Genomic DNA, 18,852 nt, shown 5'->3' with positions numbered 1-18,852 from the left:
CTTCAAAACCGGGCCCGCCTGCTCTATCGTCGAGGCCCGAATCGTCGGCAGACGGGTGATGTCGTGCGCCTCTCCTCCTGTGCGGTCGTCGCTCTGCTGATCGCACTCGCCGTGCCGACGCCCGCCACCGCGGGCGAGAGACACGCCGCATCGCCATCGCGTCTCCCCGCGGCCGCGCCCGCGTCGGCGGCCTGGACCGCGCCGCTCAGCACGCGCGGCCGCTACATCGTCGACGCCGACGGCAGACGCTTCAAGCTCAAGTCGGGCAACTGGCACGGCTCCAGCGGGACATGGGACGGTTCCGGATCCGAGGACGACCCGGCGCACAACCACGCGGGAGAGGTCGGGCACCGCGCACCGCTCGGCCTGGACCGGGTGCCGATGAGCCGGATCGTCGCCGACTTCCAGGGCCTCGGGCTGAACAGCGTGCGCCTCCCCTTCTCCGACGAGATGATCACCGACACCCGGCCGGTCACCGGGCTGACCGCCAATCCGCAGCTCAACGGGCTGAGCCCGCTGGAAGTGTTCGACCGGACGGTTCGCGCACTCACCGACGCGGGACTCGCGGTCATCCTCAACAACCACACCACCACGACCCGCTGGTGCTGCGGAGTCGACGGCAACGAACGCTGGAACAGCGGCCAGAGCACGCAGAAGTGGCTCGACGACTGGGTCTTCATGGCCAAGCGCTACCGGGCCAACCCCCGCGTCGTGGGCGCCGACCTGCGCAACGAGATACGCCGCGACGTACTGGACGACCCCAACTGGGGTCTCGGCGACTCCCACGACTGGGCCGCCGCCGCCCAGCAGGCCGGCGACCTGATCCTCAAGGACGCCAACCCGGACCTGCTCATCATGGTCGAGGGCATCAACTGGGCGGGCATTCCGGTCGACGGCTTCTGGCACGACCGCCCGCTCCTCAAACCCCTCGCCACACTGTCGAACACGCTGGTGCGCTCCCACAAGCTCGTCTACGCCGCCCACTTCTACGGCTACACCGGCCCCCGGCACAGCGGCGCGACCGGCATCGGGGAAACCACCGACGCCCGCTACCGCGACCTCAGCCGGGACGACCTGTTCGCGACCATGCGCGACACCGCCTCCTACGTCGCCGACACCCCCGACCGCCACTTCACCGCTCCCGTGTGGATCAGCGAGTTCGGCGTCGGCAAGGACGCGGACACCAAGGAACGCGCCTGGTTCGCCAACACCGTCGACTTCCTCGTCGACCACGACCTCGACTTCGCGTACTGGCCCGCCGTCGGCTTCCAGGACGCCGATCAGGGCAACCAGTGGGGCCTGATCCGCTACGACACCACCGGCGCCGCCCGCAGCATCCTGGACGCCGACGACTGGCGCGGCACCGCATGGCGCGAACTCACCGCCGCCGTCGGACAGCAGGGACCCGTGCCGCAGGTGCGCACGTGGTCGATGCTGAAGGCCACCCACACCGACGCCAACCGCTCGCTGAAGGCGGCGGCGGACTGGGACAGCGGCGCCCGGAAACTGTCCTGCCCCGACGACCAGCGGCTGATCGGCATCAGCCAGCGCGGCCAGGGCGGCCTCTGCACCGACGCCGGCACCGCGGACCTCGCCACCGCCGCAGCACCCGTCAAGGTCACCTCGGAGGCCAACGTCACCACGGACTGGGCGAGCGGTTTCACGAAGTACCAGTGCGCCGCTGGGCAGTTCATGTCCGGCTACAGCGTCCGCGGCAACCGGGTCTCGGCCGCCCTGTGCTCACCCGCCCGCATCCCTCTCGCGGGATCGGGCCGCACCCTCTGGGACGACCGGGGCGACTCCCGCCCCGCGTCCGGCGAGGGCGGCGACTACGCCGCCGGCTTCTACAAGGCCCAGTGCGCCGCCGACGAGTACGCGGCCGGCATCGCCTTCTCGACGGCGCTGGGCCGGGGCGGCACTCCGGACGCGCTGTACTGCCGGAAGATGTGAAACCCCCGAAGTGAGGTGTCCGGTCAGGCGGCCGGGGCGGTCAGGACGGCCTCGGCCGCCAGCCGGAGATTCCTGATCATCGGATTCGGGTCACCCTTGCGGCCGGCCAGGACGACCTGGCTGGGCGGAGCGCCGTCGATCGGGACGGTGACGAGGTCGGGACGGAGCGAGCTGCGGCGGTCGCCGACCGGCAGCACGGCGATCGCCCTGCCACTCGCGACGAGTTCGAGCTTGTCCTCGTAGCTCTCGATCGGCGGCACGCCGGCTCCGAGGATGCGGTACGAAGTCCAGTCCGCGGTCTCGAACGCGCACGGCGCCGCTTCCTCACCGGCCAGTTCCTCCGCGGTCACCGACGCACGGTCGGCCAACGGGTGGCCGCGCGGGACCACGAGCATCCGGGCCTCCTCGTACAGCGGGGTGGTGAACACGTCGTCGGCGGAGAACGGAAGCGGAGCCCGCGCGATCAGGGCGTCGACACGCTGGTCGGACAGGGCCCCGACGTCACGACAGCTCAGGTACCGGGTGGCGACCTCGGCGTCCGGGTGGCGGCGGCGCAGTTCCTGCACAGCGGCGGTGATCACCAGGTCTTCGACGTAGCCGATGACGATCCGCTCGGTCTCCGCCTGTTCACGCACGGCCAGCTCGGCCTGGCGGGCGGCCTGCAGCAGGGCCTGGGCCCGGGGGAGGAAGCTCTGACCGGCCGGAGTGAGCCGGGCGCCCTGAGGGACGCGGTCCAGCAATCGGACGCCGAGATACTTCTCGAGCCGCTGGATCTGGCGGCTCAGTGCCGGCTGCGCCATGTGCAGGTCGGCGGCGGCCCGGCCGAAGTGCTGGTGCGCGGCCACCACGGTGAAGTGGCGGACCAGCCGCAGTTCCAGGTCCTGTCCGAGATCGCTCACCGTTCCAGCGTACGCGTCATGCCGTTTCGGAATGATCAGGTTGCCGAACCGGTCTTGGACGGCCGTACCCTCCTGGGCCTTGACTGAGGGAGCAACAACATCTCCTCGGGAAAGCGACAGGCGCGATGAAGGCGATCCAGTTTCACGAAGCGGGCGGGCCGGAAGTTCTGCGGTACGAGGAGGTGCCGGTTCCCGAGATCGGCCCGGGGGAGGTGCTCGTCCGGGTGCACGCGGCGGGCATCAATCCGCCGGACTGGTACCTGCGTGAGGGGATGAAGGTCATGCCGGCCGAGATGAGGCCGGTGCTGGAGTTCCCCCTGATCCCGGGAACGGACATGTCAGGCGTGGTCGAAGCGGTCGCCCCGGACGTCCGGGGGTTCGCCGTCGGTGACGAGGTCTTCGGCATGCTGCGGTTCCCCGGTTTCGACGGCCGGACGTACGCCGAGTACGTGGCCGCGCCGGCCGCCGACCTGGCGCACAAGCCGGCCGGTATCGACCATGTGCGGGCGGCCGGGGCGCCGATGGCCGTGCTGACGGCCTGGCAGTACCTGATCGATCTCGGCCATGACGTGCCGTCCCCCTTCACCGGCGAGGTGCACCGGCCGGTGCCGATCACGCTCGGGATGACCGTGCTCGTCAACGGGGCCGCCGGGGGAGTGGGCCACTTCGCGGTGCAGCTGGCCAAATGGAAGGGGGCACACGTCATCGCGGTGGCCTCGGGCCGCCACGAGCAGTTCCTGCGCAAGCTCGGCGCCGATGAGTTCATCGACTACACCAGGACGCGGGCCACGGACGTGGTCGGCGAAGTCGACCTGGTGATCGACGCCGTCGGCGGCCCGGACAGCTCACGCTTCCTGACCGTCCTCAAACACGGCGGCACCATGCTTCCGGTGTTCTTCGCCCAGTACGACCCGGAAGAGACGGCGAGCCGGGGCATCACGGTCTCGAACATCCAGGTGCGTTCCAACGGCCCCCAGCTCGCCGAGATCGGGCGGCTGCTCGACGAGGGGCGGATCCAGGTCGGGGTGGACAGCACCTACCCGCTGTCCGAGGCGGGCGGCGCCCACATGCGAGCCGCGCAGGGCCACCTCCAGGGCAAGATCGTCCTGACGGTGGCCCTGTGACCGGCGAACTCTCGTAGACCGCGGCCCACCACGCCCAACCGCTGGACGAGCGCGCGGTCAGTGCGTCGAGGACTCCTCTTTGGCGTACCGGTACAGGTCCTGAGAGGTGTCGATCAGTTCCTTCTGCTCCTCCGCCGAGGCGACCATCGGCTGAGAGCCGCTGAGGGGCAGCTGCGCGCTCTCCGGCAGGAACTTGACGGTGATCAGGCCGATGACTCCGGCCACCATGAGGTAGTAGGCGGGCACCAGCTTGTCGCCGGTCACGTTCACCAGGGCTTCCGTCACCAGAGGGGTGGTGCCGCCGAACGCCGCCACGGCGAAGTTGAAGCCGATGCCCATCGCCGCGTACCGCACGGCGGTCGGGAACAGTGCCGGGAGCGTGGCGGCGCTCGGCGCCGCGAAACACGCGAGGAGTGTGGAGAGGATCAGCACTCCGCAGATCGGACGCCAGGAGCCCTCTGACTTGATCAGCAGGAAGGCGGGGATGGCGAGCACGATCATGGCGGCGGCCGCGCCCGCGTAGAGCGGGCGTCTGCCGATGTGGTCGCTGAGGCGCCCGAGGAAGGTGATGAGGATGACGATCCACACCATGCCGATGAGCACCAGGATGTCCGCGGAACTGCTGGAGCGGTTGAGCGTCTCGGTCTGATAGGTCGGCAGATAGCCGGTGACCATGTAATTCGTGACGTTGTACAGCAGGACCAGGCCCATGCAGATCAGCAGCGGGCGCCAGTGCTCGCGGACGATGGTCTTGAACTCACTGCCGACCGAGTCCTGGGCGAGGCTCTTCTCGTGCTCGTCGAGCTGCTGCTGGAAGGCGGGGGACTCCTCCAGCTTCAGCCGCATGTACAGGCCGATGACACCCAGCGGACCCGCGATCAGGAACGGCAGGCGCCAGCCCCAGGACAGCATCTGGTCGTCCGTCAGAGCCATGTTCAATACGGTGACCAGCGCGGATCCGAGGGCGTAGCCGACGAACGTGCCGAAGTCGAGCCAGCTGGAGAGGAAACCGCGTCGGCGGTCCGGCGAATACTCGGCGACGAAGGTGGTCGCGCCGCCGTATTCACCGCCGGTCGAGAAGCCCTGCACCATTCGGGCGAGCAGCAGAAGAATGGGAGCGGCCATCCCGATCGTCGCGTAGCTCGGGATGAGGCCGATCGAGAAGGTGCCGGCCGCCATCATGATCATGGTGGTGGCGAGTACCTTCTGCCGCCCGACACGGTCACCGAGCGGGCCGAACACCAGGCCGCCGAGCGGTCGCACCACGAATGCGGCAGCAAATGTCGCGAAGGACGAGATCAGCTGGGCGCCGGGCGAGGCGCCGGGGAAGAACACTTTGCCGATGGTCGCGGCGAGATAGCTGTAGACGCCGAAGTCGAACCATTCCATGCAGTTGCCGAGCGCCGAGGCGCTGACGGCCCGCTTGAGCAGTGGTTTCTCGACGACCTGCACGTCCTGCTTGCGATAGGCCCGCTTGGTGCGCCGCAGCCGACGGCCCAGTTCCTCCCGCACGTGCTGAGGCATGGCCGCGATCGTCTCCGGCATGCGCTTGCGGCTTCCGGGGGTCGGGCCGTCCGTAGGTGTGTGGGCCACGTGCCGATGCCGCCTCTCTCAGTTCTTCTGCTCTCTCCTCGCCAGGGGTAAGTCTCTGCCACGGTGATCACCCGGCGCACCCCGAGCGGCTTCCCGACATTTGCATGGGCACACCGCGCATCGGTGTCCCGCGCCGCCCAAGTCACTCGAATGCCACGGCCCGGAGGGCGCTGGGAGGCCTGCCCGGATCCGAAGCCCGGCATCAATGAGAGGAGTTGGCGGCGGCGTGGCGCCCCGACGCGCACGATGTTTTAGGTGTTGCGCAAACAAGGGAACCAACGCTGCGACGTCGACGTTGATCCATGTGACAGCACGCTGTGCACGAAGCACGAACAACGGAGGTAGAGCAGTGGGAGTTTCCCTGGCCAAGGGTGGCAATGTGTCCCTGAGCAAGGAGGCGCCTGGGCTGACGGCGGTGCTGGTGGGCCTCGGGTGGGATGTGCGGACGACCACGGGCGCCGATTACGACCTCGACGCGAGCGCGCTGCTGTGCGACGCGTCCGGGAAGGTCGTCTCGGACCGGCACTTCATCTTCTACAACAACCTCACCAGCCCGGACGGCTCCGTGGAGCACACCGGTGACAACCTCACGGGTGAGGGCGAGGGTGACGACGAGAGCGTGAAGGTGAATCTGGCCGCCGTCCCGGCCGAGGTCGACAAGATCGTCTTCCCGGTGTCGATCCACGACGCGGAGTCGCGCGGCCAGAGCTTCGGCCAGGTCCGCAACGCGTTCATGCGGGTCGTGAACCAGGCGGGCGGCGCCGAGATCGCCCGCTACGACCTCTCCGAGGACGCTTCCACCGAGACCGCGATGGTCTTCGGCGAGCTGTACCGGAGCGGGGCGGAATGGAAGTTCCGCGCGGTCGGCCAGGGCTACGCATCGGGACTCGCGGGCATCGCGTCCGACTTCGGCGTGAACATCTGACCCGGTTCATGGGTACCTGGCCCGATACCTGGCTCGGTGCATGCCCCGAGACCCGGGCCGATATCTGACCTGACCTGATCCGGCCTCGCCGCCCGGCCGCTCCGTCGCATCCCCGCGCGAGCGGCCGGCCGGCGCGCCCGCCCACCTCCAGTCCCACGATTCGCGACCCGCGACCGGCGCGACGCGCGACCGTACGAAGAGAAGGCACCCCCATGTCCGTGAATCTGGCCAAGGGCCAGCAGATCAGCCTGACCAAGTCCGAGGGCCCCGCGCTCAGTGTCGTCCGTATGGGACTGGGCTGGCAGGCCGCTCCCCGCAAGGGGTTCCTCGCCAAGCTGACCGGCACCCGCGAGATCGACCTCGACGCCTCGGCCGTGCTCTTCGCCGGGCAGAGCTACGTCGACGTCGTCTTCTTCCGCCATCTGGTCAGCAACGACGGCTCGGTGCGGCACAGCGGTGACAACCTGGTCGGCGGAAGCGGCCAGGCGGACGACGAGTCCATCGCCGTGGACCTCCAGCGCGTACCGCCCCAGGTGGACCAGATCGTCTTCACCGTGAACTCCTTCACCGGCCAGACCTTCGCCGAGGTGAGCAGCGCCTACTGCCGCCTGGTCGACGAGACCACCGGTCAGGAACTCGCCCGCTACACACTGACCGGAGGCGGCAGCCACAGCGCCCAGATCATGGCGAAGGTCCAGCGGGCCGACGGTGGCTGGAAGCTGACGGCCATCGGTGAGCCCGCCGCCGGCCGCACCTTCCAGGACCTGATGCCCGCGATCGGCCGACACCTGTGAGACCCCGGTGAGCTTGTGACCAGCGCCTGTGACCCGCGTCGCGCGTGACCGGCGCGGGTTCTCGGGCCCCTGCTCACGGGTTCAAGGCGGCTACCGAACTCCGCGTGGCGAGGCGGCGACGCGTGGCGGAAAGTGATCGGGAACAACGACCACGGCCGAGCCGTTGACCCGAGTGAAGGTAAAGACCAGGCAAAGCGCGAAGGAGCCCTTCTTGTCCGCCAGACCGACGGACCCCTCCAGACCGACGGACCCCGCGGGACACAGTCCCCGACCACCTCGCCCGACGGGGCCTGAACGCGGCACGCGGCGGGGTGGTGTTCGATGAGTGCCGTACTGGGGCTCCTGGCCGTCCTCGTCCTGACGGCGGGCACCGGCTATTTCGTCGCCCAGGAATTCGCCTACGTCGCCGCGGACCGGCTCGCGCTCGCCCGTGAGGCCGAAGCGGGCGACAAGAAGGCGGCGAAGGCGCTGACGGTCCTCGGGCGGCTGTCCTTCATGCTGTCGGGCGCGCAACTCGGCATCACGGTCACCGGCCTGGTCGTCGGCTTCCTCGCCGAGCCTTCGGTCTCCGCGCTGCTGCGGCCCGTCCTGGACGGCATCGGCGTCCCGGACGCCGCCGTCACGGGCATCTCGGTGACCCTGGCTTTCGTGCTCGCCACGGTCGTGCAGATGGTGCTGGGGGAACTGGCCCCCAAGAACCTGGCCCTCGCGGTCCCGGAGCGTCTCGCGAAGGCGCTGGCCGGGTCCACCCTCGTGTATCTGAAGGTGGTCGGACCCGTCGTCCATCTCTTCGACAGCGTGGCGAACAAGCTGCTGCGCAAGGTCGGCATCGAACCGGTCGAGGAGCTGCACCACGGCGCCACGCTGGAAGAGCTCAGCCACCTCATCGGCGAGTCCCATCAACAGGGCGAGCTGCCCCGCGAGGCCGCCGAGCTCCTCGACCACGCGCTGGCGTTCAACGAGCGCACGCTCGGCGAGGTGATGGTGCCGCGCGCGGACAGCGTCTTCGTCCGCAAGGAGGCCACGGCCGCCGACACGGTCGAACTGATCGCCAAGCACGGCCACTCGAACTACCCGGTCATGGGCGACCATCCCGACGACATCACCGGCGTCCTCGGAGTGCGCGAACTGATGGCTCTGAGGCATGACCTGTACGAGACGACCACAGCTGCCGCCCTCGCCCGCCGCCCGCTCCTGCTGCCCTACACACTTCAGCTCCCCGACGCCGTCGACCGTATGCGGGAGGCCGACGACGAGTTCGCGGTCGTCCTCGACGAGCACGGCGGGGTCGCGGGCATCGTCACGTACGAGGACATCGCCGAGGAACTCGTCGGTGACATCGCCGACGAGAGCGACCAGGAGACGCGGCTGGCGACTCCCGACACCGACGGCGCGGGCTGGCTCGTGGACGCCGGCCGCCGTCTCGACGAGGTCGCCGAGGCCACCGGGATCGACCTGCCCGAAGAGGAGGACTACGACACCGTGGCCGGCCTGATCGTGGACCGCCTGGGCCGCTTCCCGGCCATCGGCGACCGCCTCGCGATCGACCTGCCCGACGGCGCCCAGGCCGTGATCGACGTCCGCACGCTCGACCGGCACGTACCCGAACTCATCCATCTGACCCGCAGACCGGCCGCCACCGAGACCCACGAGGAGACCGGCTCATGAGCTTCCCCATGGCTCTCTTCGTCACCGTCCTGCTGCTGGTCGGCAGCGGCTTCTTCGTGGCGGCCGAGTTCGCGCTGGTCGCCGCCAAACGGCACCGCATGGAGAAGGCCGTCGCATCCGGGCAGCGGGGCGCCAAGGCCGCCCTCGCCGGTATGCGGGAACTTTCGTTGATGCTCGCGGGCGCCCAACTGGGTATCACCCTGTGCACGTTGGGCCTCGGCGCGATCTCCAAGCCCGCCATCTCCCACGAACTCGACCCGCTGCTGCACGGCTGGGGTCTGCCCAGCGGCCTCAGCTACGGCGTCTCCTTCGCCGTCGCGATGATCGTCGTGGTGTTCCTGCACATGGTCGTCGGCGAGATGGCGCCCAAGTCGTGGGCGATCGCCCACCCTGAGCGCTCGGCGATGCTCCTGTCGCCCGCCTTCCGGGCCGTCGTGAAGGTGGTCCGCCCCGTCATCTGGGTGCTCAACAAGATCAGCAACGCACTCGTGCGCCTGTGTCGCGTCACTCCGCGCGACGAACTCACCGAGGTCCACAACCGCGAGCAACTCACCCACCTCGTCGTGGAGTCGGAGCGGCTCGGCCTGATCAGCAAGGACGACTCGGAGCTGATCACCAGCTCCCTGGTCGAACCGCTCTCGCCCGTGGGCGAACTCCAGATCCCCGCCGCGCAGATCGCCTCCGTACCCGCCGACGCGGACTCTGCCGCGATCCTCGCCACGGCCTCGGAGCACGACCGCAGTCGCCTCCTGGTGCGAGACGGCGCTCTGGCCGTCGGTTCCGTGCACGCACGCGACGCCCTGATCGCACGGGCCCGGGGACGCGCCGTCACCGCCCGCGAACTGGCACGCCCCGTACCGGAGTTGCTCGCCACCGACACCGTCGGCCACGCCATCGAGCAACTCCGCCAGCGCCGCTCGTCGCTCGCCGTGGTCTGCGACGACACCGGCCGCCTGACCGGACTCGTCGTCCTGGACGACCTGCTGGCCCGCCTCACGCATCCGCAGGCCGCGTAAGCGGGAGGACGCAGGAGCGGGGCCGTGCGAAAGCGCTCGTCACGGCCCCGTTCGGCGGATGTCACCTGCCGGAAAGCGACAGCCCGCTAGAGCCCGTAAGATCCACTTCCCGTGAGCAGCAACCCGATTCGCTTATCAGAGCCCTCCTGGCAGACCTCCCTCGCCGCGCGCTGCCGTGCCGTCACCGAGGCCCGCTGGTTCGCCGTCACGGTCTTCGTCCTGATCCTCGCGAACGCCGCCGTACTCGGCGTCGAGACGTACAGCGGGGTCATCGACCGTTTCGACGACGAACTCAAGCTGATCGAGCACGGATTCCTGGTGGTCTTCACCGCCGAGATCCTTCTGCGGCTCGCCGCCCACGCCGACCGGCCGGGGGACTTCTTCCGCGACCCGTGGAACGTGTTCGACCTGATCGTCGTGGCCTGCGTGTTTCTCCCCGCGGTGCGCGAGAACGCCACGGTGCTGCGTCTGCTGCGCCTGGCGCGAGTGCTGCGCGCCGCCCGCTTCCTGCCCCAACTGCGCATCGTGCTCGTCGCGGTGGGCCGCAGCCTGCCCGGCACGGTCAGCTTCCTGCTCGTGGGCGGACTGCTGCTGTACGTGTACGCGATGGTGGGCTGGGCGTTCTTCGCCGACGACGACCCCGAGCACTTCGGGTCGATCGGCCGCGCCGTGCTGACCCTTTTCCTGCTCATGACGCTCGACGGTCTCGGCGACGCGGTCCGCGCGGGCCTGGAGATCTCCCGCTGGAGCATCCTCTACTACACCTCGTACGTCCTCATCGCCTCCTTCGTCCTGGTCAACGTCCTCATCGGCGTCGTCATCACGTCCCTGGACGAGGCCCGCGCCATGGAGGACGAGCTCGCTGAACAGACACCTCCCGCCGCCGCACCGGAGCCCGCGTACGTCGAGGAGGAACTGCGCACCCGCATCGACACGGCGCGCAGAGCCCTCAACGAGCTGGAAGAGAGCCTGAACCGCATCCCCCTACCCCTTGCGACCGGTGTGGAGAGGGCGGCGTCCGCCCCGCCCGGAAACACGTAGTCCGACGGCGATGCGCAGGTCACACCGCCCATCAAGGGGGCGGTCAGTCGAGGTCGACCTTGCTCGTCCGGCGCGCTTCGGCCGCCGTCGCTGTCTCAGGACTCCGCCGACGGCGCCCCAGTGCACGTTCGACGACCACGGCGGAGAGGCAGAAGGAGCGCCGCGAGTACGGAGAAGACGGGGAAGATCGCGGTGTCGCTCCAAACGGTCGCGCCGACACCGACGAGCAGCGTGGGGGTGACGCCGCCCGTCCCGCGGCCACCGTCTCCGCCGGACGGCTCTCCAAGCGGCGGTGCCCGGTTTGCTGGACGCACTGACGGGGCTCTGGCGCGGGAGAGCTGATGAGCCCGCACTCGCCGGAGGCGCTCAGCCGGCGTTGAACGCCTCCTCGACGGTCAGCGTGTCCTCGTACAGGTGCATGCGAACGATCCGGCCGTTCTCGACCAGCAGGTGCATGGCCGCCGGTGTGGTGAACTCCTTGCCGGTGGCCGCGGCGGTGTGTGTGAAGACCGCCAGCAGCACCACGTCACCACCGTCGACGATGACGCGCTCCCGCGCGACCTTGCTCCTGCCCTGCGCGAAGTGCGGCCACATCGTGGTGAAGTAGGGCGCGACCTCCTCCCGGCGGGTGCGGCGCCCGGTCCAGGGCAGCGCGTGACTGCCCGGGACGTGCCAGTCGATCTCCTCGGCGAACAAATCCTGGATCCCGGCGGGGTCCTGCCTGCCGAGGCGCTCCACGAACTTCTCGGCCACGATCCGCGAGGTGTGAGTGTCTGTTGCCATCGTCCTTGTCCTTATGTTTTTTCGTTCGGGTGAGGTGTGCCGATCGCCGTGCGGAAAAGCGGCGAGGAGTTCGTCCGGAGGCTCTCCGATTTCCGGAGGTAACTAAGCTGGTTACATCAACGGGCGTAGAAGGTGATCCCCCTGGATCAGGGGGAGTTGGCGGTCCGGAGTCAGGCGGCTTTCAGGACGTCCCGCAGTACGTCCTCCAGCGTGGTTCTGGCCAGCTCCCTGTGCAGGGCGGCCTCCACGTCGTCGTACACGGCGGTCATGGCAGGCCCGATGCCGTGACCCACGACGCACTCGGGATCCGGCGTCGAGCGATGCAGGGCGAAGATCGGGCCCGGCTCGATCGCCTGGTAGACATCGAGAAGGGTGATCGCCGCCAGGTCCTGCGTGAGCATCCAGCCCGCCCCCGCTCCCCGCCGCGATTCGGTCAGGCCGGCCTTGCTCAGCGTGGCCAGCAGGCGGCGGATCACCACCGGGTTGGTGTTGACGCTCGCCGCGATCTGCTCGGAGGTGGCGACCTCGTGGCCGCGGCGCTGATACAGCCCGATCCATGTCAGGGCATGCGCCGCGACGGTCAGTCTGCTGTTGGCGCTCACGTCGGACTCCACCTCCTTTGCTCCTCGAATCTGGTCGTAACGATAGTTGTTACGACGGCGTGCGGCAAGTGCTCCGGGGCTGGCCGGGCGGTGCCGGACCGCGCTGGGTCGAGGAAGCCACGAGCCGTTCAGGGCTGATTCCATACGAGCGTGTAGCGCCAGAACAGCCGTCGCCGCAGCCGTACGCCGGGGAGGACGTCTTCGGCTTCACGGGTGATGTCGTCAAAGGTCATGTCCGCCGGGCGAGTCGGGGCCGTCATGGAGACGGGCCGCTGTGCCGGGCGGCCCTTGTTCTTCAGCCAGCCCATGGCGGCGTTGGCCGGAATGGCGACAGCGCCGAGCAGGTGGTCCACAGGGGTCTGGGCGCGAGACAGGCCGACGATCACCAGGGTGCCTCCCGGGGCCAGGTGGCGGCGGAAACGGGTGAGTGCCTGGGTGAACGGCAGGTGGTGGATCGTGGCGACGCACGTGATGGCGTCGTAGGGGCCGTCGGGAATCCCGGTCATTGCATCCGCGGCGGTGAAGGTGACCGGGAGCCTGGAAGGCGTCAACTTCCGGGCCTGGGAGGTGATGACCGGATCGGAATCGACGGCCTGCACAGCGTCGGCTCGTCCGGCCAAGAGCCGTGCGAGATCACCGCTGCCGGAACCGACGTCCAGGACGCGGTCGGAGCGTCTCGGCAACTGCCGCAGGATCCAGCGATGGTAGTGGGCGTTGTGATCCCAGGGATAAGCGGAGTTGAACCGTTCAAGAGCGCGCAGAGCACGAGACGACAGGAGCTTCATCGCCTCAGTCCATCAACTCGCTGCGGCTTGCGCACTCTGTCCGGGAACAGAGATCGCCCGCGGTCCGGACGGGGCTTGCGCGATTACTGAGCAGAAGCAGCGCCGAGGCGCGATTGCTCGCATCCGTCCGGCGCGCCGTGGCGATCACACGCGGGGCAGCGTACGAATCCCGTAAGAGGACGGTCAGCCCGACGTGACGCGACCCGCGCGCACACCACGATGGAAGGCCGCAGGGGAGGGGGGCGCCGACACGAGCGCGGGACGCCTCTTCGACGGACAAGAGGCACCTGTATCGACCATGGGGGGAGCCTGCGCGATGAAGCGCTACAAGAGGATGGAGCGACAGCAGAGGCGAGGAGCACTCGGCGTGGCGGCGACGGGGGTTGCCGTGGCGCTGGCGGTCAGTGGGTGTGGCGCGAGCGGCGGAAGCGAACCCGGCCGAGGCGCTCTCGGCTCCCGGCCGGCCGCAAGTGGTGGCGCCACCACCAGCGAGCCTCGTGCCGCCGGCCCCGCGGACTGGCGCAAGTGGGGCGAGAGGCCGCTGCCGGCCGCCCCGGCGCCCCCGGCCGACAAGCCGGTGAAGCTCTCCGCCACAGGGCCGGTCCCGGTCTTCATGCGCATTCCGACCTCACAGAAAGTCGTCTTCATCACCGTCGACGACGGACTGGAGAAGGACCCCAGGTTCGTCACGATGCTGCGTGACCTGAAGATCCCGATCACGATGTTCCTGATGAATGACGTCATCAAGTCCGACTACGGCTACTTCCGGCAGCTGCAGGCGCTGGGCAACCACGTTCAGAACCACACCCTGCATCACCCTGTGATGAGCACCCTCACGGCGGCGCGCCAGAAGGAGGAAGTGTGCGGCGACCAGAAGATCCTCACCGAGGAGTACGGCACCGCACCGCTGCTGTTCCGTCCGCCCTACGGCGCGTACGACGCGGCCACGAAGGCCGTAGTGGGGGAGTGCGGTCCCCGGGCGATCGTGTGGTGGCGGGAGACCATGCAGATCCGCAGCATCGACTACCAGCTCCCCGACAAAAAACTGCATCCCGGCGACATCATCCTCGCCCACTTCCGTGGGCCCTCTGAACTCAAGGGCGCCACGATGACACAGATGTTCGCCAGCCTCCTCAGGATCATTCAGCGGCAGGGGTTCGCCGTGGCGCGCCTGGAGGACTACATCCAGCCCCCGTCCCGAAGCGTCCACGCGCTGGGTCTGCCGGATCGGCACAGGCAGTGAAGTGAGGCATCGGGTCCCGTACCTCCCGCTCACCGCCCGGGGCCGTTCGCACATCGCCGAGAGCACCCGCCTTGCGGGAGCCGTGTCGTGGGTCAGCGGCCGACGATCCGGCAGGGCACGACCAGGTCCTCCGTCAAGTGGTAGGCGGCGCAGACCCGGTGGTAGCCGTCGGCAATGACCAGCGGAGTGCCGCGGACCAGGAGCACCGGGGAGAGTTTCTTGCCGGACCTGACCTTGTGCATGTTGTGTTTGACGTGGACGTTGTCGGACGGCAGCAGTGGCAGGGCCGAGGCCCGCATGATGTCCTTGGCCTTCTTCGTGCCGTCGGGGGCGGTGCGCAGGGCTTCGACGATGTGTTTCACCTCGCCGGGTTCGAGAAGGAGGCCGAGGTAGTCGGCCGCTGCCGGGAAGTCCTGTTCCTCGGGCTCCCGGAGCCACAGCTTCGTCCATTCCATCGCGTTGCCCCCTGTTCAGGCCGAGCGTTGCGTCCGAACGTGCGAGGGGAGAAGTCTAGGACTGGGGCGCCCAACTCGCCGCTGCAGTACGTGCCGTTGAGCGCGTACCGGCCGTCATGGCGCAGATCATTCTCGAGTACGGCTTGTCCTCGCTCACCCGGCTGCTCTTGCTGCTCCCGCTGATTCGAGCAGCCCCGACAGAGTCGCGTAGGAGCGGTCCCAGGTCCATTCCGTTCGGACCCAGTGGCGGCCCTTGGCGCCCATCGCACGGGCGAGTTCAGGATTGCGGAGGAGTCTCGTCAGGCGGTCCGCCGTCGCGGCCACCGAGCGCCCGTCGACGACATGGCCGCTCTCGCCGTCGCGTACCGCGTCGGGGGCGCCGCCCGAGTCGCCCGCCACGACAGGGAGTCCGGACGCGGCGGCCTCCAGGTAGACGATGCCCAGGCCCTCCACCTCCAGGCCGCGCCTGCGGGTTCGGCAGGGCATGGCGAAGGCGTCGGCAGCGGCGTAGAAGGAGGGCAGAGCGTGATGCGGGTGGCCGCCCGCGAACACGACCGAATCCAAGACACCCTCGTGCAGAGCGAGTTGGCGTAGTTCCGAGGCGTAGGGGCCGTCGCCGACCAGGAGGAGTACGGCGTCCGGGACCGCCCTGCGGATCCACGGCAGCGCCCTGATCAGGGTGTCCTGGCCCTTGCGCGGGATGAGACGCGCCGCGCACAGGATCACCGGGCGGCGACCCAGACCGTAGCGGGCCCGCACCGAGCTGCCGTCCAGCCGGGGATGGAAGACGGCGGTGTCCACGCCCGGGACCAGCCGTGCCGTGCGAGCCCCGGAACCGAGGGCCGCCTCGATCGGCCGGCGGGTGCTCGCGCCCAGCCAGGTAAGGGCGTCGACCTCCGTGCCGATCCGGCGCAGCAGGGATCGGGACCCTGGGGTACGGGCCCACCACACTTCGTGACCGTGGGTGGTGGCGACGGCCGTATGGATGTCCGTCGTCCGCCGCAGTCGGCTCGCCATCAGGCCGAGCGGCGCCGCCGCGCCGAACCACACCCGGTCGCAGCCGTATCGGCGGGCCACGGATGCGGCGTGTGCGGTGGCCCGAGGTGTGGGCAGGAGGGTGTGTCCCCGGTGGCGGATCACCGGGTACGGAAAAGGATCGTCGGGTGTCGTACCCGCCGCGGCCGGGCTGGGGGCCGAGGTGAAGACGACCACCTCATCGGGCGGGAAACGGTCGGCCAGTTCACGGACGAACGTCTCGATGCCGCCCTGGCGGGGCGGAAAGTCATTGGTGACGATCAGCGTACGAGGGCGGGAGCTGTGCGTCATACGAGGGCCTTCTCCCTCATGGCATGGACGCGGAATGTGTTGTACGGACCGTTCAAGACGCTTCGTCATGTCCATCGACGGTAGATATCCGCAGGCCGGACCGCGTCAACCGGGACTCCGCACATGGAACTCAACCCGTGGCATGACATCCGGCCCCGGACTCAACCTGTGCGGCGACGCGCACACCCGCGCGGGCACCGATCATGGACGGATGAGTACGTCCCTTCAACAGCGATTCCGCGCCTGGATCGCCTCACCCGCCTACCCCTGGGTCACCGGCGGTGCGTTGACCGCCGGCGCCGTGGCGGAGCTGATCGTCTATCCGGGATCGGTGACCACCACGATCGGGGTCGTCGTCTCCGCCGCCTCGCTGATGTGGCGGCGATCCTTCCCGCCCGTAGGAGTGGTGACGGTCGCGGCCGGACTGCTGGGGTTCGCCGGGGACGTCAGTCTGTACGTCTCGATCATGGTGAGCGGGCTGATCGGCTTCTACACCCTGGGCCGCCACCGGGTACGCCACCCCGCCGTGATCGTCGCGGGCGGGACGCTGGGGGCCGTGGGGGTGAACCTGGTGCACATCCGCACCTGGTCACAGATGGACCTGCCGGTACCGCCACTGTGGCAGATGGACTCACTCAGCCTGTTCACCGAGTCGTTCCTGCTGACCGTGGTCATCTTCGGAGCCGTGATGATGGGGGACGCGGTACGCTCCCGCGATCAGAGCCGCCATGAACGGAACCTGGCCCAGAGCCAGTTGATCGCGATGGAACGCCAGCAGGCCGCCGAGGCCGAGCGGGCCGCCATCGCCCGAGAGCTGCACGACATCGTCTCGCATTCGGTGTCGATGATCGCTGTCCAGGCCGAGAGCGCCACCTATGCCACTCCAGGACTCACCGTGGACGCACAGGACGGATTCCAGCAGATCGCCACCACCGCACGCTCCGCGATGGCCGAACTGCGCCGTCTCCTGGGCGTCCTGCGCACCCCGCAGGAAGACGCGACGCTTCTCACCGGGCCGCAGCCGACGCTCGACCATCTCGCCGATCTGGTGGAACAGCATCGTGCGGTGGGCGGCACGGCCGAGCTGAAGGTCACCGGCAGCCGCGAGCAACTCCCGGCCGCCTGGGAGCTGTCCGCGTACCGCATCGCCCAGGAGTCGCTGACCAACGCGCGGAAGCACGCTCCCGGTGCACGTACCGTGGTGGAGGTCGACTACGGCGCCGACCGACTGCTCACCCTGCGCATCCACGACGACGGACCGGGCCCGAGCCCTGCTCCCGGGGCCGGAGCGGGCCACGGTCTGACCGGGATGCGGGAGCGGGCGGCCCTGGTCGGCGGCCGGCTCAGCACGGGCGCGGGCCCGGACGGAGGATTCCTGGTGCAGGCGGAGCTGCCCTGGGGGACCGGATGATCGGCGTAGAGGAGCAGTCGAGCGTGATCAAAACACTCGTCGCTGACGACCAGGCGGTCGTCCGCACCGCCTTCGTGAACCTCCTCAACACTCAGGAGGACATCGAGATCGTGGGCGAGGCCGCGGACGGTGTGGAAGCGGTACGCGTCGCCGCCGAGACCCGGCCCGATCTCGCGCTCCTCGACATCCGGATGCCGCACAAGAACGGCATCGAAGCCGCCCGCGAGATCCTGTCCGGCTCCGGAGGCGCGACGAAGGTCCTGATGCTGACGACCTTCGGACTCGACGAGTACGTCTACGACGCGCTCGCCGCCGGGGCGGCCGGCTTTCTCCTCAAGGACGCCACCTTTCCCGAACTGCTCCATGCCGTACGCGTGGTGGCAGCCGGGAACGCACTGCTCTCACCCGAGATCACCAAGCGAGTCATCGGCGAGTTCGTCCACGCGCGAGCGTCGCGGCTCCCCGTCCACTGCGCCGGTGAACTCACCACGCGTGAAGCAGAGGTCCTCATCCTGATCGCACGGGGCCTGTCCAACGCCGAGATCGCGAGCCGCCTCACCATCACGGATCACACCGTGAAGACCCACATCAACAGACTGTTCGCGAAACTGGAACTACGGGACCGGGCACAGGCCGTGATCGCGGCCTATGAGTTGGGACTGGTGCGGGCGGGGGACAGGACTGAGTGAGGGACCGATTCCTCGTCGCGAGCAGTGTGCGGGTCCGAGGACGGCGGGTGGTTCAGGCGCTGTGTAAGCCGTCGAGGATGGCGATGGTCCACTTCTTGACGCCGTCGGACGGTGTGATGGTGACTGTCTGGTAGCCGCGCCTGTCGACGAGAACCACACCCAGCGTGGGCACTCCGCACCGGACCTTCTCCGGCTTTTCCGCGGGATCCGTGTCGATGCGCACCGAGCCGCTGCCCTCGCACTCAGCGAGCAACGTGTACGCGGTCGAGGACGGTGAGATGGGGCCCAGGGTGGTCTCCTCGGCGCCGGAGGTGACCGGCAGCAGCAAGTTCTTCTGCTGGCCGTCCATCTGGTCCCGGAACCAGGCCGATGTCCTGACGCCCCCGCCGTCCGACGAGGCTGTCACGGACGAGGATGTGGAGGTGTCCGGTGTCGCGATGCCGCTGCTTCCCGTCTCGACCGAGGTGCAAGCGGTGGCGGACAGCACGAGCAGAGCGGTGATGGCCGTGCGTCGGATCATGACCGCACCTTTCTGGCGGAGCCGCCGC

18 protein-coding genes are annotated in these 18,852 nt (G+C 69.0%); 10 read left to right on the top strand and 8 right to left on the bottom strand.

Annotated features, from left to right (window positions below; genetic code table 11):
- Positions 1 to 63: 63 nt before the first annotated feature.
- Entirely contained in the window at positions 64 to 1,950 is a 1,887-nt protein-coding gene (locus tag ACFVDP_RS08670; RefSeq protein ID WP_383485429.1) for a glycoside hydrolase family 5 protein, read from the top strand.
- Between the two features lie 23 nt (positions 1,951 to 1,973).
- On the opposite strand, the gene ACFVDP_RS08665 is transcribed toward ACFVDP_RS08670, so the two are convergent.
- Positions 1,974 to 2,849: a LysR family transcriptional regulator gene (locus tag ACFVDP_RS08665; protein ID WP_383485427.1), complete on the bottom strand. Its 876-nt coding sequence runs from the start codon at positions 2,847 to 2,849 to the stop codon at positions 1,974 to 1,976.
- 125 nt (positions 2,850 to 2,974) lie between these two features.
- On the opposite strand from ACFVDP_RS08665, the gene ACFVDP_RS08660 reads away from it, so the two are divergent.
- Entirely contained in the window at positions 2,975 to 3,973 is a 999-nt protein-coding gene (locus ACFVDP_RS08660; protein ID WP_383485424.1) for an NADP-dependent oxidoreductase, read from the top strand.
- A 57-nt stretch (positions 3,974 to 4,030) separates the two neighbouring features.
- On the opposite strand, the gene proP is transcribed toward ACFVDP_RS08660, so the two are convergent.
- Positions 4,031 to 5,497, bottom strand: a complete 1,467-nt coding sequence (proP, locus tag ACFVDP_RS08655) for a glycine betaine/L-proline transporter ProP (RefSeq protein WP_383485421.1) — start codon at positions 5,495 to 5,497, stop codon at positions 4,031 to 4,033.
- A 418-nt stretch (positions 5,498 to 5,915) separates the two neighbouring features.
- Between proP and ACFVDP_RS08650 the strand changes: the two genes are divergently transcribed.
- The 5 genes from ACFVDP_RS08650 (at position 5,916) to ACFVDP_RS08630 (ending at position 11,010) form a co-directional block, all read left to right on the top strand.
- Positions 5,916 to 6,491 (top strand): TerD family protein, encoded by a 576-nt coding sequence (locus tag ACFVDP_RS08650; protein ID WP_383485418.1) that lies wholly within the window; start codon positions 5,916 to 5,918, stop codon positions 6,489 to 6,491.
- Between the two features lie 212 nt (positions 6,492 to 6,703).
- Positions 6,704 to 7,285: a TerD family protein gene (locus tag ACFVDP_RS08645; RefSeq protein WP_383485415.1), complete on the top strand. Its 582-nt coding sequence runs from the start codon at positions 6,704 to 6,706 to the stop codon at positions 7,283 to 7,285.
- Positions 7,286 to 7,606: 321 nt separating this feature from the next.
- Entirely contained in the window at positions 7,607 to 8,953 is a 1,347-nt protein-coding gene (locus ACFVDP_RS08640; RefSeq protein WP_383485412.1) for a hemolysin family protein, read from the top strand.
- Positions 8,950 to 9,969 carry a hemolysin family protein gene (locus ACFVDP_RS08635; protein ID WP_383485409.1) on the top strand — a complete coding sequence of 340 codons (1,020 nt, stop codon included), beginning with the start codon at positions 8,950 to 8,952 and terminating at the stop codon, positions 9,967 to 9,969. Before ACFVDP_RS08640 ends, ACFVDP_RS08635 begins: the two co-directional genes overlap by 4 nt.
- A gap of 111 nt (positions 9,970 to 10,080) precedes the next feature.
- Positions 10,081 to 11,010 (top strand): ion transporter, encoded by a 930-nt coding sequence (locus tag ACFVDP_RS08630; RefSeq protein ID WP_383485406.1) that lies wholly within the window; start codon positions 10,081 to 10,083, stop codon positions 11,008 to 11,010.
- Between the two features lie 366 nt (positions 11,011 to 11,376).
- On the opposite strand, the gene ACFVDP_RS08625 is transcribed toward ACFVDP_RS08630, so the two are convergent.
- The 3 genes from ACFVDP_RS08625 to ACFVDP_RS08615 form a co-directional block, all read right to left on the bottom strand.
- On the bottom strand, positions 11,377 to 11,793 hold the full coding sequence (locus ACFVDP_RS08625) for a nuclear transport factor 2 family protein (RefSeq protein WP_383485404.1): 417 nt from the start codon (positions 11,791 to 11,793) through the stop codon (positions 11,377 to 11,379).
- Positions 11,794 to 11,963: 170 nt separating this feature from the next.
- Complete coding sequence (locus ACFVDP_RS08620) at positions 11,964 to 12,395, bottom strand: Rrf2 family transcriptional regulator (protein ID WP_383486050.1); 432 nt, start codon at positions 12,393 to 12,395, stop codon at positions 11,964 to 11,966.
- A 128-nt stretch (positions 12,396 to 12,523) separates the two neighbouring features.
- Positions 12,524 to 13,180: a class I SAM-dependent methyltransferase gene (locus tag ACFVDP_RS08615; protein ID WP_383485401.1), complete on the bottom strand. Its 657-nt coding sequence runs from the start codon at positions 13,178 to 13,180 to the stop codon at positions 12,524 to 12,526.
- Between the two features lie 316 nt (positions 13,181 to 13,496).
- Between ACFVDP_RS08615 and ACFVDP_RS08610 the strand changes: the two genes are divergently transcribed.
- A complete protein-coding gene (locus ACFVDP_RS08610; RefSeq protein ID WP_383485398.1) occupies positions 13,497 to 14,423 on the top strand; it encodes a polysaccharide deacetylase family protein in 927 nt (308 codons plus the stop codon).
- 92 nt (positions 14,424 to 14,515) lie between these two features.
- Here ACFVDP_RS08610 and ACFVDP_RS08605 read toward each other — a convergent pair whose 3' ends face one another.
- Both ACFVDP_RS08605 and ACFVDP_RS08600 read right to left on the bottom strand, forming a co-directional pair.
- Positions 14,516 to 14,878, bottom strand: a complete 363-nt coding sequence (locus ACFVDP_RS08605) for a hypothetical protein (RefSeq protein ID WP_383485395.1) — start codon at positions 14,876 to 14,878, stop codon at positions 14,516 to 14,518.
- A gap of 153 nt (positions 14,879 to 15,031) precedes the next feature.
- Positions 15,032 to 16,204: a glycosyltransferase family 4 protein gene (locus ACFVDP_RS08600; protein WP_383485392.1), complete on the bottom strand. Its 1,173-nt coding sequence runs from the start codon at positions 16,202 to 16,204 to the stop codon at positions 15,032 to 15,034.
- Between the two features lie 211 nt (positions 16,205 to 16,415).
- On the opposite strand from ACFVDP_RS08600, the gene ACFVDP_RS08595 reads away from it, so the two are divergent.
- Positions 16,416 to 17,615 (top strand): sensor histidine kinase, encoded by a 1,200-nt coding sequence (locus ACFVDP_RS08595; RefSeq protein ID WP_383485389.1) that lies wholly within the window; start codon positions 16,416 to 16,418, stop codon positions 17,613 to 17,615.
- On the top strand, positions 17,612 to 18,304 hold the full coding sequence (locus tag ACFVDP_RS08590) for a response regulator transcription factor (protein ID WP_383485386.1): 693 nt from the start codon (positions 17,612 to 17,614) through the stop codon (positions 18,302 to 18,304). Before ACFVDP_RS08595 ends, ACFVDP_RS08590 begins: the two co-directional genes overlap by 4 nt.
- 52 nt (positions 18,305 to 18,356) lie before the next feature.
- Here ACFVDP_RS08590 and ACFVDP_RS08585 read toward each other — a convergent pair whose 3' ends face one another.
- Positions 18,357 to 18,824, bottom strand: coding sequence for a hypothetical protein (locus ACFVDP_RS08585; RefSeq protein ID WP_383485384.1), 468 nt, complete (start codon positions 18,822 to 18,824; stop codon positions 18,357 to 18,359).
- Between the last annotated feature and the right edge of the window lie 28 nt (positions 18,825 to 18,852).

This window comes from Streptomyces sp. NPDC057694, from assembly GCF_042799415.1.
Taxonomy (GTDB): Bacteria; Actinomycetota; Actinomycetes; order Streptomycetales; family Streptomycetaceae; genus Streptomyces.
Note: the sequence above shows the minus strand (reverse complement) of the source record. Positions and strands in the feature narration are given on the sequence as shown.

What these genes read in the sequence shown, in the direction of transcription:
- ACFVDP_RS08660 (WP_383485424.1), top strand. Translation starts at nt 2,975, where the DNA reads ATGAAGGCGATCCAGTTTCACGAAGCGGGCGGGCCGGAAGTTCTGCGG.
- proP (WP_383485421.1), bottom strand. Translation starts at nt 5,497, where the DNA reads ATGCCTCAGCACGTGCGGGAGGAACTGGGCCGTCGGCTGCGGCGCACC.
- ACFVDP_RS08645 (WP_383485415.1), top strand. Translation starts at nt 6,704, where the DNA reads ATGTCCGTGAATCTGGCCAAGGGCCAGCAGATCAGCCTGACCAAGTCC.
- ACFVDP_RS08640 (WP_383485412.1), top strand. Translation starts at nt 7,607, where the DNA reads ATGAGTGCCGTACTGGGGCTCCTGGCCGTCCTCGTCCTGACGGCGGGC.
- ACFVDP_RS08635 (WP_383485409.1), top strand. Translation starts at nt 8,950, where the DNA reads ATGAGCTTCCCCATGGCTCTCTTCGTCACCGTCCTGCTGCTGGTCGGC.
- ACFVDP_RS08625 (WP_383485404.1), bottom strand. Translation starts at nt 11,793, where the DNA reads ATGGCAACAGACACTCACACCTCGCGGATCGTGGCCGAGAAGTTCGTG.
- ACFVDP_RS08615 (WP_383485401.1), bottom strand. Translation starts at nt 13,180, where the DNA reads ATGAAGCTCCTGTCGTCTCGTGCTCTGCGCGCTCTTGAACGGTTCAAC.
- ACFVDP_RS08610 (WP_383485398.1), top strand. Translation starts at nt 13,497, where the DNA reads ATGAAGCGCTACAAGAGGATGGAGCGACAGCAGAGGCGAGGAGCACTC.
- ACFVDP_RS08605 (WP_383485395.1), bottom strand. Translation starts at nt 14,878, where the DNA reads ATGGAATGGACGAAGCTGTGGCTCCGGGAGCCCGAGGAACAGGACTTC.
- ACFVDP_RS08600 (WP_383485392.1), bottom strand. Translation starts at nt 16,204, where the DNA reads ATGACGCACAGCTCCCGCCCTCGTACGCTGATCGTCACCAATGACTTT.
- ACFVDP_RS08595 (WP_383485389.1), top strand. Translation starts at nt 16,416, where the DNA reads ATGAGTACGTCCCTTCAACAGCGATTCCGCGCCTGGATCGCCTCACCC.
- ACFVDP_RS08590 (WP_383485386.1), top strand. Translation starts at nt 17,612, where the DNA reads ATGATCGGCGTAGAGGAGCAGTCGAGCGTGATCAAAACACTCGTCGCT.
- ACFVDP_RS08585 (WP_383485384.1), bottom strand. Translation starts at nt 18,824, where the DNA reads ATGATCCGACGCACGGCCATCACCGCTCTGCTCGTGCTGTCCGCCACC.